The sequence below is a fragment of the Pseudomonas sp. ACM7 genome (genome assembly GCF_004136015.1).
Lineage (GTDB): Bacteria > Pseudomonadota > Gammaproteobacteria > Pseudomonadales > Pseudomonadaceae > Aquipseudomonas > Aquipseudomonas frigoris.
In genome coordinates this window covers 3,283,167-3,298,712 of sequence record NZ_CP024866.1, presented here as the reverse complement: position 1 = coordinate 3,298,712, position 15,546 = coordinate 3,283,167, and the positions used below count along the sequence as shown (strand labels likewise).

The 15,546-nt window shown below is 54.5% G+C and carries 13 protein-coding genes and 1 pseudogene; 13 read left to right on the top strand and 1 reads right to left on the bottom strand.

The window, feature by feature from the left end; all coding sequences use genetic code 11:
* The first annotated feature begins 457 nt into the window (after nt 1–457).
* The 5 genes and pseudogenes from CUN63_RS15485 to CUN63_RS15465 all read left to right on the top strand — a co-directional run bounded on the left by CUN63_RS15485 (nt 458) and on the right by CUN63_RS15465 (nt 2,868).
* Nucleotides 458–955 (top strand): PAAR domain-containing protein, encoded by a 498-nt coding sequence (locus CUN63_RS15485; protein ID WP_129440669.1) that lies wholly within the window; start codon nt 458–460, stop codon nt 953–955.
* 3 nt (nt 956–958) lie between these two features.
* Nucleotides 959–1,564 carry a hypothetical protein gene (locus CUN63_RS15480; RefSeq protein ID WP_218570149.1) on the top strand — a complete coding sequence of 202 codons (606 nt, stop codon included), beginning with the start codon at nt 959–961 and terminating at the stop codon, nt 1,562–1,564.
* Nucleotides 1,561–1,974: a hypothetical protein gene (locus tag CUN63_RS15475; RefSeq protein ID WP_129440667.1), complete on the top strand. Its 414-nt coding sequence runs from the start codon at nt 1,561–1,563 to the stop codon at nt 1,972–1,974. Before CUN63_RS15480 ends, CUN63_RS15475 begins: the two co-directional genes overlap by 4 nt.
* 109 nt (nt 1,975–2,083) lie before the next feature.
* Nucleotides 2,084–2,527: pseudogene (locus CUN63_RS15470) on the top strand (hypothetical protein); the annotation flags it as partial.
* Nucleotides 2,512–2,868 carry a hypothetical protein gene (locus tag CUN63_RS15465; RefSeq protein ID WP_129440665.1) on the top strand — a complete coding sequence of 119 codons (357 nt, stop codon included), beginning with the start codon at nt 2,512–2,514 and terminating at the stop codon, nt 2,866–2,868. The pseudogene CUN63_RS15470 and the gene CUN63_RS15465, both read left to right, overlap by 16 nt.
* A 163-nt stretch (nt 2,869–3,031) precedes the next feature.
* Here the strand turns inward: CUN63_RS15465 and CUN63_RS15460 are convergent, their stop codons facing one another.
* Nucleotides 3,032–3,490, bottom strand: a complete 459-nt coding sequence (locus CUN63_RS15460) for a helix-turn-helix domain-containing protein (RefSeq protein WP_129440663.1) — start codon at nt 3,488–3,490, stop codon at nt 3,032–3,034.
* A gap of 134 nt (nt 3,491–3,624) precedes the next feature.
* Between CUN63_RS15460 and CUN63_RS15455 the strand changes: the two genes are divergently transcribed.
* From CUN63_RS15455 to CUN63_RS15420, 8 genes are all read left to right on the top strand, one after another.
* Nucleotides 3,625–4,908 (top strand): MFS transporter, encoded by a 1,284-nt coding sequence (locus tag CUN63_RS15455; protein WP_129440661.1) that lies wholly within the window; start codon nt 3,625–3,627, stop codon nt 4,906–4,908.
* Nucleotides 4,905–5,801 (top strand): EamA family transporter, encoded by an 897-nt coding sequence (locus CUN63_RS15450; RefSeq protein WP_129440659.1) that lies wholly within the window; start codon nt 4,905–4,907, stop codon nt 5,799–5,801. Before CUN63_RS15455 ends, CUN63_RS15450 begins: the two co-directional genes overlap by 4 nt.
* Before the next feature lie 1,124 nt (nt 5,802–6,925).
* Nucleotides 6,926–10,402, top strand: a complete 3,477-nt coding sequence (hsdR, locus tag CUN63_RS15445) for a type I restriction-modification system endonuclease (protein WP_129440657.1) — start codon at nt 6,926–6,928, stop codon at nt 10,400–10,402.
* A gap of 78 nt (nt 10,403–10,480) precedes the next feature.
* Nucleotides 10,481–11,125, top strand: a complete 645-nt coding sequence (locus CUN63_RS15440) for a hypothetical protein (protein WP_129440655.1) — start codon at nt 10,481–10,483, stop codon at nt 11,123–11,125.
* A complete protein-coding gene (locus CUN63_RS15435; RefSeq protein ID WP_129440653.1) occupies nt 11,122–11,826 on the top strand; it encodes a hypothetical protein in 705 nt (234 codons plus the stop codon). Before CUN63_RS15440 ends, CUN63_RS15435 begins: the two co-directional genes overlap by 4 nt.
* Nucleotides 11,827–12,513 (top strand): PP2C family serine/threonine-protein phosphatase, encoded by a 687-nt coding sequence (locus CUN63_RS15430; protein ID WP_129440651.1) that lies wholly within the window; start codon nt 11,827–11,829, stop codon nt 12,511–12,513.
* Between the two features lie 53 nt (nt 12,514–12,566).
* A complete protein-coding gene (locus CUN63_RS15425; RefSeq protein ID WP_129440649.1) occupies nt 12,567–14,111 on the top strand; it encodes a class I SAM-dependent DNA methyltransferase in 1,545 nt (514 codons plus the stop codon).
* Nucleotides 14,108–15,496, top strand: a complete 1,389-nt coding sequence (locus CUN63_RS15420) for a restriction endonuclease subunit S (protein ID WP_129440648.1) — start codon at nt 14,108–14,110, stop codon at nt 15,494–15,496. Before CUN63_RS15425 ends, CUN63_RS15420 begins: the two co-directional genes overlap by 4 nt.
* Nucleotides 15,497–15,546: the final 50 nt, after the last annotated feature.

The window sequence follows — 15,546 nt, the reverse complement described above, 5'->3', positions numbered from 1 at the left end:
AAATGCTCCTTTGGGTCGATAGATAACCATCACGGAGGGCAGCTATGGGTCGTTAGCGGTCAGTCGACAGATCAGGTGGAGACGGCTTAAAGCAAGCGCAAAAAAGGTGATGCATTTTTTTCGGAAAATACGCCTGTCCCCTTTTTTGTCCAAATGAGCTTGCTATGCACAGGAAACTTCACCCCTATCCGGACGCGCAGGCATTACGAGTACTCGATCGAAGGCAACTCCACAACAGTCAATCAAAGAATTGTAAGAAATGTTGAACGCAACTTTTGCCTCAGGCATTCTGTGCGACGCAAATGTAAATGGGCGGTAGATTTTTTTGCGTTCCTCCCCCAGGGCGCACTTTCTATCTCACCCACACGCTTGATCTACGTACTCTCTCAGTGGCCGGAATTTCGATTTCAATTCCAATCAGGCCAAGGACAACTGAATCTTTGAAAAGGAGCTTCCCATGAGTGGAAAACCTGCGGCCCGAGTCACAGATCCCACCAGTTGCCCGCTCCCGGGGCATGGCACAAATCCTATTGTCAGCGGCTCACCCAATGTCAATTTCGACGGTCTTCCCGCCGCTCGGATGACCGATAAATCCGCATGCGGTAGCCCGATCACTGGAGCGGTCAGCTCGACGGTTTTTATCAATGGACTGAATGCCGCTACTCAAGGCAGTACCGGTGGCCACGGCAACGTAGTTGTGGGTGGCTCCGGCACGGTCATTATTGGCGACACCGTTGTATCAGCGCCCTTCAGCGGCCTGATGCCGATGCCAGTGCACTTCAGCGACAAATTCAAATTGGTTGACCAAGAGTCGGGCGAACCTTTAGCCAATTTTGAATACGCCATTAAACGCGCTGACGGCAGCTTGGAACACGGCGTTAGTGATGCTATGGGGTACACGCATGTAGTGAGTTCGCACCTGCCTGAAACAATCCAACTGTTTCTGGAGGACTAAGGCATGGCTGAAGTCGTTAGCAGGAATGGCAGGAAGATGTCTCCCGTCGCCACCAGAGCGGTGACGCCCGTCAAAGACAACACCCCGAAAACTGTAGAGCTAGACGCAAAAAAACAGAAAAGACGGGCCGAGAACGAAGAGTATTTGAAGGACAAAAACGTCAAGGCATTTTTGTTCGCCATTGGCGAAGCCGAAGGCGGTGACTATCACGCGAAATACGGTCATGGCTGGGCCGAGGGTTTTAAAACCGGAAAATGGACTTTCACTGATGAGTCTACCCATCCGGGCGCCGGCTACGGCGGAAAAACTACGGCATCGGGCTTGTATCAAATCAACATTGCCACATGGCGTGAGTATGGCGAAAAGATGGGCCTGACGGACTTTTCGCCCCATACGCAAGACCTCATCACGGTCGACATTCTGCGCACCCTTGGTGTAATCGACAAGATCAAGGCTGGAGACATTCCGGGCGCAATGCCGAAGGCGGCTACTAGGTGGGCGGCACTCCCGGAAGGGCCTGGCAAGAAGAACCACTATCCACCTCAACCGTACGCCGAGTATCCAAAGTTTTTGGCGAGCTACAAATCAGCTGGAGGAACTGCTAAATGAAGACACCGATCCTCCTGCTGCTCGCAATTTATTGCACGGGTACAAGCTTTGCGTTTGCCGGCGGCTCGCAAGCGACAAACGACAAGCACGGGCCAGCAGGCATCGCCGTCGATGAGCCCTTGGTGTCGGCCAGGTCCAAGTTGATCAAACAAGGATGGAAGCCAACCCGGATGCACACCAGCGATGGCTATGAATACAGTGGTGTCGAGCGCGAGCTGGCTGCACGCAATTTCCTGGAACTCGATACCTGCTCTTTTGATAGCTCGCGCTGCATCCTGTTCTATTCAAAGAAAGGTGCCTGCTTGCGCGTCGACACCATTGGTGAGCGACTCAAAGACATGACGGTTACGCGATGGGCCGATGAGTGTCCGGATGCGCTTCCAGAACCAAACAGTGGTGACGCGGGTTAGTAACGAGCTTGTAAATGGGGACGCATTTATTTTTCAAATAAATAAGTCCCCTTTTTCCTGCTTAGCATTGCACGGTGCTCTATCTCTACGGGAGTGTCATGACTGAACACTAAAATGGCTTATGGATCGTTACTCTAACGATCTCTTCAAAAAGAGCTACGAAAGCCTTTCAGCCGCAGAGCAGAAGAAGGTTCATTACACCATTTTGGAAGCCGCCGGCCGGGACGATGCCAAGTTCACGCTAGGCACTAAAAAAATGATGATCATGGGCAAACTCGGCGTTCTCGTTACCGCAGCCCTGGCGACATATCAAATCCTGAACGCGGAAAACAAGCCCAAAGAAACGGCCCGGCAAGGCATCATCGTCGTTGGCGGTGCGTTAGGCGGCGTACTAGCTGGGTTGGGCGTCAGTGCGCTGTGTGGCCCAGGAGCCCCGATCTGCGCAATTGCGGTGGTCTTGGTGGGATCGGTCGTCGGTGGCGTCGCGGGCGGAGTGGTCGCGGAGTCGCTGGATGAGGAACTGGAGGAATTTTCGCATTGGGACATTTTCTGACCGAACCACAACTGACAGACGTCAGAGCCGCACTGTCCGAGCCATTCAACTATTTTCCGACCGATTACGACTACATCGCGCGCCAGGTCAAAGGCGCCGATCCTGACGTACTCTACGAAATCTTTTATTCAGAAGTGGCGCCCGTTTGCTTCTCCAACCTTGCAGCAGTCTTGCCCTCTGTCTGGACAGGCTTTGACCCCGACTGGCTCAGAGCGACGATCGAGGAAAGGCTGGCGGCGCGGAAGCGTAATTGGCTACGCAGGCAGTTTGATAAGGTGCTGGTCCGATGGCTGCAATACGAATACGACTACATGTGGGAGGAAATTGCTCGCAGGCTTTGAACACGAACGCTCAATGGATGTTTATTCGCTGAACATCATGAAAAACCGGTATCCGTTACTGGCTGCTTTCTGCTCCCGTTGTAGGTAGCTTTCGGCCGATTGCAGTCCATGGTGACGGGCAGAAATCGGCCAAAAGCGGGCATTCGTAATGTCTGCTGTCGATTCACGCCCCGCCGGTAACAAGTCTCACTCTGTGGCAGTCAGACGGTCCAAGTTTTTGACCGCTTGATGAGCGAACATCAATTGGCATCAGAGACTGTCCGGATTCGTTGTCCAACAGCACAGAACGTGTCTCTTCCGGCTTGAACAGGAAGCGTTCGCCCCACTGTCTCATACTGACCACGACCGGAAAGATCTCCCGTCCTTTGTCCGTTAGGACGTACTCCTTGTAGGCGCTTCCATCTGACGCCGGTCGAACGTCGAATACACCGACTTCAACCAACGTTTTTAGTCGCGATGCCAGAATATTTTTGGCCACGCCCAAGCTCTTTTGAAACTCGCTGAATCGGCGAATGTCGTCAAATGCGTCGCGGATAATCATGAGCGACCAGCGATCCCCAATTGCCTCCAGTGTTCTTGCTACCGGGCATTCGCTGCTTTGCGGTGAAGCGCCTTCGACCATCGTATTTACCTTTTGAATAAGGGTGCCAAGTCTGCCGATAAATCTGGATCAATGTGGTTGCAATTTGAAACCTGGCTCAGCAATAATTAAAACCAGTTCTTAATTGAAACCAGTTTAACGCCATGGAGGCGTGCATGACAGCAGATGCCGACTCAACCACCAAACGTTTCTCCAGGCGGCCTTCGGGATTGCCGCATACGGATATCGGAGAAAGCAGCAGGGCCGACCGGTCTCCGGGGCTTTCTCCCTCGCTCACGTTATTGTTTTCCGTCACCTGCGCACTTGCAGTAGCCAATGTTTATTTTGCCCAACCCTTGCTCGCCTCAATGGCTGAGAGCCTGGGCGTCGCCTCAGGATTGATCGGGGTCGTGGTGACGGCCACTCAGGTTGGATACGCGCTGGGGTTGCTGTTCATCGTACCGCTGGGCGATATGGTCAACCGTAAACGGCTGATTTTGACTCAAGTGACGCTGTCTGCAATTGCGCTGGCGGCAGTCGGCGCGTCACAGCAATGGCTGGCCCTGCTGGGAGCCATGAGCATGATGGGCTTACTGGCAGTGGTCGTTCAGGTGCTTGTGGCATATGCCGCCGTGTTGGCAACGCCATCACAACGTGGGCAGGCAGTGGGAACCGTAACCAGCGGAGTTGTCCTGGGCATTCTTCTGGCGCGGTTTACCTCTGGGCTGATCGCAGATCTAGCGGGCTGGCGCGCCGTTTATTTCGTTTCCTCAGGATTGATGCTGACCATCGCGGCGGTGCTCTGGAAAGTGCTTCCTGCCGCAGTGTCGCCACGCAATCAACACTCCTACCAAGCTCTCATCCGGTCGTTCTTCAAGCTGTTCATGACCGAACCGGTTTTGCGTATCAGGGGCCTGTTGGCCTTACTGATCTTTGCCGCTTTTTCCGTGCTATGGACATCCATGGTGCTGCCGTTGAGCGCTCCGCCGCTGTCGCTTTCACACACTGCCATCGGCATGTTCGGCTTGGCCGGCGTCGCCGGTGCCCTTGCTGCCAGAAGAGCCGGTCGCTGGGCCGATCAAGGTTTGGGACAAAGAGTCACCGGCATTTCGCTGGGGCTCCTGACGCTTTCTTGGTTGCCCATCACTTTTGCCGAGACGTCCCTGATAGCGCTGCTCTGCGGAGTGGTCTTGCTCGACTTCGCGGTGCAAGCAGTACACGTCACCAACCAGAGCCTCATTTTTGCTGCTCGACCCGACGCCCAAAGTCGCATGGTCGGCGCATACATGTGCTTCTACTCGGTCGGTAGCGCGCTGGGGGCGGCAGCCGCGACCCAGGTTTATGCGCTCTGGGGCTGGATGGCAGTAAGCCTGCTGGGCGCCTTGATCAGCGCTACAGCTTTGGCGCTGTGGGTTCTTACAAGTCATTTCTCAACGACCATTCAAGGAAGATCAGTATGAAAGCCGGGCACCTACTACTCGCAATCTCAATTACTGCCATATGGGGCGTGAATTTCTCGGTTATCAAACTGGGCCTCACCACCGTTGACCCGCTGATTCTTGCTGGCATTCGCTTCACGCTTTGCGCACTTCCAGCGATCTTTTTCATTCCGAAACCTGATGTGCAGTGGCGCTACATCATTGGTTACGGTCTGGTCTTCGGTATCGGACTTTGGGGCATCGTTAACCTTGGCATCAAGTCTGGTCTTTCAGCAGGCATCGCTTCGCTGGTGCTTCAGTTCAGCGCGTTTTTCACCATCCTGCTGGGCTCATGGATATTCAAGGAAGCGATTTCCCGCTACCAACTTGCGGGTATAGGTATCGCCTCCTGTGGCTTGTTGAGCATCATCTCAATTGTTGATGGGACAGTAACGACGGCCGGGCTGATCCTGGTGCTGCTGGGAGCGGTCGCCTGGAGTGCGGCCAACGTGATCAACAAAAAGGCCAAGACCACCCAGGTCTTCGCTTTCCTGGTGTGGTCCAGCGCATTTTCGCCCATCCCTCTTTTCGCGCTTGATTACGCTGTTAACGGCTCGACGGGTTACAGCGCATTGGTGAATCAACTCGACTACCGCGCCGTCCTGTCGATCCTGTTCCAGGTATACCCCAATACACTGTTCGGCTACTGGGTGTGGAATTCACTTCTGAAACGATATCCAGTGTCTACCGTCGCGCCATTGTCGTTATTGGTGCCGGTATTCGGCCTGCTCGGTTCAGTCATGATTTTTAATGAGACCCTGTCACTTAACAAAATCGTTGCAGTCGTTTTCATCGTGTCGGGTCTTGGCGTCGGCTTATACGGACAGCGCGTCCTCAGTGCGTTGTTCAAGCGATCTGACCGATGCCCATCGTGATGTAACAGCACGAGCTGGAGACCTTCTGAACACTGCTGAAGCCTAGGGTGACTTCCGTGCTCAAGCTTTAGCAAGAAAACACCATAGATTCATTCGATATGGATGACTGGCAGCTATGGGTCGACTTCTGCCCGTCGAGCCACCAAGTGTGCTGGTGAAATCCAATGCAAACGACTGGTCAAGTCGAATGCAAATGGGTGGTCAAGTCCGTGCAATTACGCAACATGCCCTCTCTCTCGACCCAAAGAGCCTTCAAGGCAACACTCGGCCCCGTTGGACACCCAGTGCGCTTCACCCGCCGCGAAACAGGGAAAGATTCCGGCTAGGCCAGGATGAGCCAATAAAACCAGAGGCTTCAGGGCCGGTTATGAGGGAAGGATTCCGGCTCAATTGGCCTAACGTTGTGAGCACCAACCCTGGATTACACGGGGACAGCTCGGATGACTTGCTGCATTGGCGATAGTTAGCAATCAATACTGAGAGCTAGCTAGTCACCACTTTCAACTGACAAATGGCCCTGCGAGCCCATGACCTGCGTGGCCTCTTCACACAGCACGCCACAAAAAATAGCCGGAATCTTTCCCCCTTTTCCTAAACCGCATATCAAGCATTTACTTTGGCTCCTAAATTCGGCTAAGCCTGACAAACGCATGACAATGTGCCCACAAATGCCTGACAAATGCCTGACAGCCCATTCGACTCCTGACAAATGCCCTGCAAAGGCCTGACAAACACCTGACAGTCAGAAAAAAGCAGCAACTCAAAAAAAATACAGGCACGCCATGGATGTATACACATCCGGTGCCAAAGGGAGCTCCCTTTGAAACCCCAGGCTCTACGAGCCGGTAACCGCTTGGAAGCTGATGTGTTTGATGTGTTGCACAGCCTTTTTAAAAGACTATGTCCAAACCAAACGCTAGCAAGGCACGGTTACGCAGCAAAAACGACTCCCTACTAATGGCGATTACCGATTTCACGTAGGGCCTGGGGAAAGTCTCGTATTAGCGTAATGAATGGCGCAATGCCATGGCTAAACTCGGCTTACCTTGGTTAAGCTACCGCGACTTACGCATTTAAGTGCAAGGCTTTGCGCCCTGACTGGATACGCAACCGAAGGATCGACCATGGCAGCCAGCAGTAACTTCGCTTTTCTCCAGGAGCACGATCCCGTCTTCCTAAAGCTTGCGAGCACAGCCGAGCAGGCATTCGCCAGCGATCCCAACACCACTCTGATCAAACTGCGCCAACTTGGCGAAGCCCTGGCCCAAGACTTGGCTAGCCGCTCCGGTATCGAATTTGATACCAATACCACCCAGTCCGACCTGCTCTATAAGCTCAGTCGTGAGATCCAGCTGGATCAAAACATCCGCAGCTTATTTCATACCTTACGCGTTGAAGGAAACAGAGCCATCCACGGGTTCCGAACCCAACATCGTGAAGCCATGGATGGGCTAAAAGTCGGTCGTGCCTTGGCCATCTGGTATCACCAGTCCTTCGGCAAGGACGCCTACACCTTCAAGCCCGGTCCTTTCGTCACACCCAGCGACCCCAGCACCCCACTACGCGACCTGCAAAGCCAGATCGAACAGTTCAAAGCACAGCTCAGCGAATCTAACCAGCAGTTGGAGAGTAACCAGCAGCTCGCCGAACTGCTCAAACGCGAAGCCGAGGAATATGCTGTGCTCGCCGAACAGATGGATGCCGAGTCTCGCAACCATAAGCAATTGGCCGCAGAGCACGAGGCCGCTTTACACAAGATGCGCACCGAGCATGAACAAGGCCTCAAAGCACTGCAGCAAAAGCTGGCCGCACAGCCGCAGGCCAGCAAACAGGTTGCCAAGAAAACCCAGCAGGCCAGCAGCAGCTTTGATCTCTCCGAAGACCTTACCCGCATCTTGATCGACCAGCAGTTGATCGATTCTGGCTGGGCCGCAGATTCCCTCGACCTCACTTACAGCAAAGGCGCACGCCCCGAGAAGGGTAAGAACAAGGCCATCGCAGAGTGGCCCACCAGCAGCACCAAAGCTTGTGCCGACTACGTGCTGTTCGCCGGGCTTACGCCCATAGCCATCGTCGAAGCCAAGCGTAAACGCATCAATATCGCCGACCGCATTTCCCAAGCGGAGCGTTATGCCCGCGAGTTCAACCTCTCCCCCGAACATCTACAGCCCTGGCTGCAAGCTGGCCAAGCACACCCTTGGATTGATGGTGACGGCAGCCACTTCCGTGTGCCCTTTGCCTTCGCCTGTAACGGCCGCCCCTTTATCAAGCAGCTCGCAGAACAATCCGGCACCTGGTTCCGCGACCTGCGCAGCCCCGCCAACACGCGCCGGCCGCTGCCAGACTTCCACACGCCCAGCGACCTGCTCGACCTGCTCAAGCGCAGCCAGGCTGAAGCCGAGGCCAAGCTCGAAGTAGAGGGCTTTGCTTACCTGAAACTGCGCGATTACCAAGAGAAAGCCATCCAGTCAGTGGAACAGGCGCTAGCTAACAGCCAGCGAGATTGCCTTCTGGCCATGGCCACTGGCACCGGTAAAACCCGCACTATCATTGGCCTGATGTATCGTTTCCTCAAAACCGAACGCTTCAAGCGCATTTTGTTTCTGGTCGACCGCAGTGCCCTTGGCCAGCAGGCCATCGACTCGTTCAACGACACCACGCTTGAGCAGAATCACACCCTAGGGCAGATCTACGACATCAAAGAGCTCGGAGACATGGCTGCAGAAGCGGAAACCCGCGTCCAAGTAGCCACCGTGCAAGCCATGGTCAGCCGTATTTTCCGCTCAGACAACCCACCGTCCGTGGGGGAGTTCGACTGCATCATCGTCGACGAAGCCCACCGGGGTTACACGCTCGACCAAGAGATGACCGAAGGCGAGCTGGCCGTACGCGATCACAGCCAATACCTATCGCAATACCGTCGCGTGCTCGATCACTTCGATGCCTGCCGCATCGGCCTTACGGCCACACCAGCCAAACACACCAGCGAAATTTTCGGCAAACCGGTATTCACCTATAGCTATCGAGAAGCCGTTGCCGATGACTGGCTCATCGATCACGAGCCACCGATTCGCTATGAAACCCAGCTCAGTCAGCAAGGCATACGCTTTGAAAAGGGCGAATCGGTCAGCGTTATCAACACCCAAACCGGCGAAGTCGACGTAGCCGAACTGGACGACGAACTCACTTTCAACATCGAATCGTTCAACCGCCGCGTAATCACGCCCGCCTTTGACAAGGTCATCTGCGACGAGCTGGCCAATGAGCTCGACCCGTTCGGCGAAGAGAAAACGATGATTTTCTGCGTCAACCAAGCCCATGCCGAACGCGTGAAAAATCTGCTTGATGACGCCTTCAAGTTCGCTTACGGCGAGCAATACAACGAAGCGACAGTGCGCATCATTACCGGCCAGAGCGACAAGGTTGATCAACTGATTCGCCGTTACAAGAACGAGCCTCACCCCAGCATCGCAATTACTGTCGACTTGTTAACCACTGGCATTGATGTGCCGAAAATCTGCAATCTGGTGTTTATGCGCCGCGTGCGCTCGCGCATTCTCTATGAGCAGATGAAAGGCCGCGCAACCCGCCGTTGCGACGAAATTGGAAAAACCGTATTCCGCATTTATGACCCTGTCGACCTCTACGCCAGCCTTGAAGCGGTCGACACCATGAAACCGCTAGTCAAGAATCCCAACATATCCTTGGAGCAGTTGGTCAGCGAACTCAGCAACAGTGCCAGCCACGATGCACCCGGCAGCCAACAAGACAGCAGCCACGCTCACGATGTGCTCGACCAACTGAGTCAGCGCGTCATGCGCATTCTGCGCAAGGCTCAGCACAAGGCCGAGAGCAAACCAAGCCTCAAACAAAAGTTGGATGAGTTGCAGGATACCTGGGGCGTCGAACCGTCCAAACTTCACAGTCACCTGCATAAGCTCGGTCCGCAGCAAGCCGCTAACTTTATGAACCAACACAGCCAACTGATCAACCAACTGGCCACCGTCAGCGCTCTACTTGGGTCGGAAAATTACCCGATAATTTCCACACACACCGACGAGTTGATGGTTCGCGAGCAAAACTACGGCAAGAACCAGAAACCAGCGGACTACCTTGAAAGTTTTCATGAGTTTATCCACAAACAACTCAACCAATCTGCGGCCCTTGGCGTCGTGGTTAACCGCCCTAAAGATCTGACTCGTGAGCAACTTCGTGAAGTGCGCTTGCTCCTCGACCAGCACGGCTTCAGCGAGGCCAGCCTGAAAAGCGCCTGGCGCTCCCAAACCAACCAGGAAATAGCTGCCAGCATCATCGGCTATATTCGCCAGGCAGCCATCGGCGAAGCGTTGCTCCCGTTCGAGCAGCGTGTGATGAATGCCATGCAAAAAATCTATGCTCTGCAACCTTGGACGCCCGTGCAGCGGCGCTGGCTCGAGCGATTGGCCAAACAACTGGTGCATGAAGTGATCATAGACCCGCAGCAGGTCAATGATGCCTTCAGGAACGATGGCGGCCTCAAAGGCTTGAACCGCAATCTTGGCGGCAACTTGGACCTAGTTCTGGACGCTTTGAATGACAACCTGTGGCAAGCAACGGGCTGAGCGTTGACACGCACTATACGTAAGCGCTTAGACTGTCCTCAGTCCTAGGACAAAGGACAGTCATTAACTGAGGCTGCGATGAAGAGTCAAGATGTTCTGCTGCTAATCAAATTGATCTGCCTTGAGCAGCGCGAGCGCGAGCAGCAAAGGCTCGCAGGCGAAATGACAGAGCTGATCAAGCAGGGTGATTCCTATCTATCAGATCAATGGCGTGGCTGGGAGGATCACTCAGAGCAGGACCCTCCGGTCTACAACGACAGCTATTCCGTTCGTGCTTTGCAAGCCTCACTTGGAATTAGCAAGACTGAAATTGCCTCCGCACTGAAACGCTGCCAATACATCGGACTATTACGTGTAGACCCCGACACGCAGCTACCTCGAGTCAATAGCAAAGCATTACTGGGTTTTATCGAACATGGCCTGCGCTACGTGTTTCCAGCCAAACCTGCAGAAATGGTTCGGGGTATCCCTACAAGCTTTTCCGCACCAATGCTGCAGGATAAATTAATGAGTGGTGGCGACCTTATCCATGTATGGCCAGACGCCTACGGCAATCGCAAGGGCCAATCCGTAACCCCTCTATTCAAAACAGTACCGGGCGCGGTCAAGAAAGACCATTGTCTGTATGAATACTTGGCACTTATAGATGCAATTCGACTGGGAAACGCCAGGGAAGCAAATCTAGCCAACAAGATTTTGCGTGAGAAGGTTCTGCAATCATGAGTCGTACACAAAACATTCAGATGCTGGAAGTGGTTGCCCAGGCGCTCGGCCAAGAGCTCTGCCAGCAGGTCGCCTTCGTAGGCGGCTGTACCACAGCCTTACTTTTGACCGACGAATTCAGCCGTGAAGAAGTACGCTACACAGATGATGTCGACTTGGTTGTACATTTGACGGGTTATGCTGGCTGGCAAAGGCTAGTTGAACAGCTTAAGCAAAAAGGCTTCACGCAGTCGCCGGAGGATGAGGTTATCTGCCGTATGCGCCTGGGCGAGCTGAAAGTCGACTTCATGCCCGAGGATGCACAAACCGCCGATCTGTTGGGCTGTAATAACCGCTGGTTCACCGACGGCCTGGCCAGCGCACAATGGCACGAATTACCGAGCGGCTGCCGCATTCGCCTGTTCACTCCCCCCTATTTTCTAGGCAGCAAATTAGAAGCCTATGCAGGGCGCGGGGAGCAGAACCCTCTAGGCAGCCAAGACCTTGAGGACATTCTCAATCTGGTGAACGGCAGAGAAGAACTGCTGCAAGAAGTGGACGCCGCCGCGCCAGACCTGCGGGCTTACCTGGCCCAAAAACTGGCAGCGCTACTGAGAAATAACGATTTCGCCTACCTGGTACAAGACGCTGCACGTGGCGATGACGAACGTGAGCAGATCATCTGGCAGCGTTTGCGCCATATCGCCCAGGTAGCCGACTAAATGCGAGCATCCCTGCAATGGCACTCCCAGGCCGGCACCTTCACAACCGACAACCGGGATGCCTTCGCCCATGTCGAGTTAGCAAATGCCAGCCTTTACTTGGTCGCCGACGGCAGCAGCAGTCACCCTCTAAGTGGTGAACTGGCCAATGCCTTGCTGGCAAGGCTGGTATCGGATTTCACCCGCGTGCAAACAGAAGAGATGAGCGCAGAGCAAACAGCCGAGGCGTTATTGCATATAATCGCCAGCAGCCAGCAGGTGCTGCGTGATGACTACCCTCGCGCTGCATGCAGTTACTTGGTGCTATGCCTACTTACCGATGCTGCATTCAGTATTCACGAAGGCGACTGTTGCCTTGGCCTGATTGGGCAGACCGCCAGTATCAATTGGTTGAGTAGCGTGCATTGTGCCGCTAACTGGCAAGGCAACCTCACACATGCAGAGATTGCCCAAGACACATCACGCCACCGCCTGACTCGCTGCTTCAGCGCCAGGCGCGCGAGCAATCCTGAGATTAAACACTGGCCTATTGCCCAAAACCAGCGTTGGCTACTGGCCAGCGACGGCTTCTGGGCCTGTCTCAGCCACCAGGAACAACTGACTTTTTTGCGCACCGGCAACCTGCTCGCACCGCCCACGGATGACGACATCAGTTGCCTAAGCGTTTTAACACCACCTATTAGCTGAGCCGAACACCTCCACTATTCGGCTCACGACCTGATCAACCTAGAGTGCGACCCATGACCAACTCCGACATCGTCCAGAAACTCTGGAACCTTTGCGACGTACTGCGCGACGATGGCATCAACTACAGCGACTACGTCACCGAACTAGTACTGCTGCTGTTCATCAAAATGGAATTCGAGCAAGTACAGAACAACGACAGCTTCGCCCACAAGCTTCCCGAGGGCGCACACTGGCCGGATCTGGCGGGCAAGTCCGGGATCAATCTGCTCGACTACTATCGGCAGATGCTGTTGGATTTGGGCAAAAATAGCGACCCGCTGATCGCCGCCATTTATGCCGACGCGCAAACGCGCATGAAAGAACCGCGCCATCTGGAGCAACTGATCAAGAGCCTGGACGGTATCGATTGGTTCAGCGCCCGCCGTGATGGCCTTGGAGATCTTTACGAAGGTCTGCTGGAAAAGAATGCCAGCGAAACCAAATCCGGCGCTGGTCAGTACTTCACCCCGCGTCCGCTGATCGACAGCATCATCAACTGCATTAAGCCCCAGCCCGGTGAAACCATTCAAGACCCCGCAGCAGGCACCGCAGGCTTCTTGATTGCCGCCGATGCTTATATCAAGAGCCACACCGACGATCACTACGACCTCGACGCCAAGGCCCAGTCCTTCCAGCGCAACCGTGCCTTTATCGGCATCGAACTCGTGCCCGGCACCCGCCGTCTGGCACTGATGAACACCCTGCTGCACGGCATGGAAGGCGACGAGGAAGGCGTCGTGCATCTGGGCAACGCCCTCGGACAAACCGGTGCCAATCTGCCGAAAGTGGATGTAATCCTCTCCAACCCACCATTTGGTACGGCCAAGGGCGGCGGCGGACCAACCCGTGACGACCTCACTTACAAGACCAGCAACAAGCAACTGGCCTTTCTTCAGCACATTTACCGCGGTCTGAAACCGGGCGGCCGAGCTGCTGTGGTACTGCCGGATAACGTACTGTTCGAGGCTGGCGTCGGCATCGATGTGCGCCGCGACCTGATGGACAAGTGCAACCTGCATACCATCCTGCGATTGCCAACAGGTATTTTCTACGCCCAGGGCGTGAAGACCAACGTGCTGTACTTTCAGAAAGGCACTGCCAATAACCCGCACCAGGAACATGGCTGCACACAACGCACATGGATCTACGACCTGCGAAGCAATATGCCCAACTTTGGCAAGCGCACACCGTTTGGCAAACAACACCTCAAGCCCTTTGAGGACGTCTATGGTGAGGATGCCAACGGCAATAGCACACGTGCGGAAAACGTCGAGGGGATTGGAGAGCTGAGCCGCTTCCGCGTGTTTACTCGCGATTTCATTCGTGAGCGCGGCGACTCGCTGGATATTAGTTGGCTAAAGGATGCTGACAGCCTGGATGCCGCCGACCTGCCCGCACCGGAAGTATTGGCCGGCGAAGCCATGGCCGAACTGACCGAGGCGCTGCATGAGCTTGAGGAGCTGATGAAGGCGCTGGGGGCCGGAGATGAAGTTGCGGCGCAGAAGCAGTTGATGGCGCAGGTGATGGGATTGGAAGTAGTTGAGGGGGCTGAGGAATGAGTGGCGAGCTACCCATTGGCTGGTCTGCGTGCACGCTTGGCGATATTGTCGAACGCATTGAGACTGGCAAGAGCGTCAAGTGCAATGAACGCCCGCCGCTGGGAGAGGAAAACGGGCTAGTGAAAATCAGTGCGGTTACTTGGGGCAAGTTCAACGAGCAGGAGAGCAAGACGCTATTCGACTCGTCCCACCTCAAGCCGGAAGAAAAGATCCAACTCGGGGACTTCCTGATCTCACGAGCCAACACGCTTGAGCTGGTCGGCTCCTGCGTTTTGGTCAAGCAATTATCGAAGAGCCTCTATCTCAGCGACAAGGTGCTGCGCCTAGTGCTTGCCGATGAGAGCAAAACCTGGTTGCTGACTTGCCTACGGACACAAAACGGAAGAAAACAGATTGAAAGCCTGGCCACGGGCAATCAGTTGTCGATGCGCAATATTTCCCAGCAGGCGTTAAAGGTAATCCAGATACCGCTGCCGCCACTCGCCGAACAAACCCGCATCGCCCAAAAGCTCGATGAACTACTCGCCCAGGTAGACACCCTCAAAGCCCGCATCGACGCCATCCCGGCCCTGCTCAAACGCTTCCGCCAATCCGTCCTCGCAGCAGCGGTTTCCGGGCGATTAACAGAGGATTGGCGTTTAAGCTTGCTGGGGTCAGATGCAAAGAATGGCTTACCCGTCCCGGAACAGTCTACTGTGTCAGCGACATGGATTAGCATTATTCATGATGAAATTGCAGACGTAATTGATCCACACCCTAGCCATAGGACGCCAAGCGAAGATCCTAATGGAATTCCTTATATTGGGATCGGTGACGTCAAAAAACTTGGCGTAATTGACTTTGAGAATGCCCGCAAAGTTTCAAGATCAGTTTTAGACGAACACAAAGAGAGATACTCCATCAATGATGGTGATTTCATTTTTGGAAAAATCGGCACAATTGGCTCTGCAACTAAAATCCCAACTGGCGTTGAATACACCATTTCTGCAAATGTAATTTTGGTGCAGCCTATTCGAGGGAAAGTCGTTCCAAGCTATCACTTCTTGTTTTGGTGCTCCCCGTTAGCGCTGGAAATTTCGGCCAAGGGAAGTAAAGCAACCTCGCAAGCGGCATTTGGCATTAAAAAGATGCGAAAAGCTGAGCTGCTGTACCCCCCAATGGACGAGCAAACCGAAATCGTCCGCCGCGTCGAACAACTCTTCGCGTTCGCCGACCAACTGGAAGCCAAAGTCGCCTCGGCCAAAAGCCGTATCGACCACCTAACCCAAAGCATCCTGGCCCAAGCCTTCCGGGGCGAACTGGTACCGCAAGACCCCAACGACGAACCAGCCAACGTGCTGCTGCAACGTAGCCAAGCCAAACGTGGTCGTAAGGCATCGGCCTGACCGCACAACAACCATGATTTGCAACCTGCGTTATTACGTCCCGGCAACTG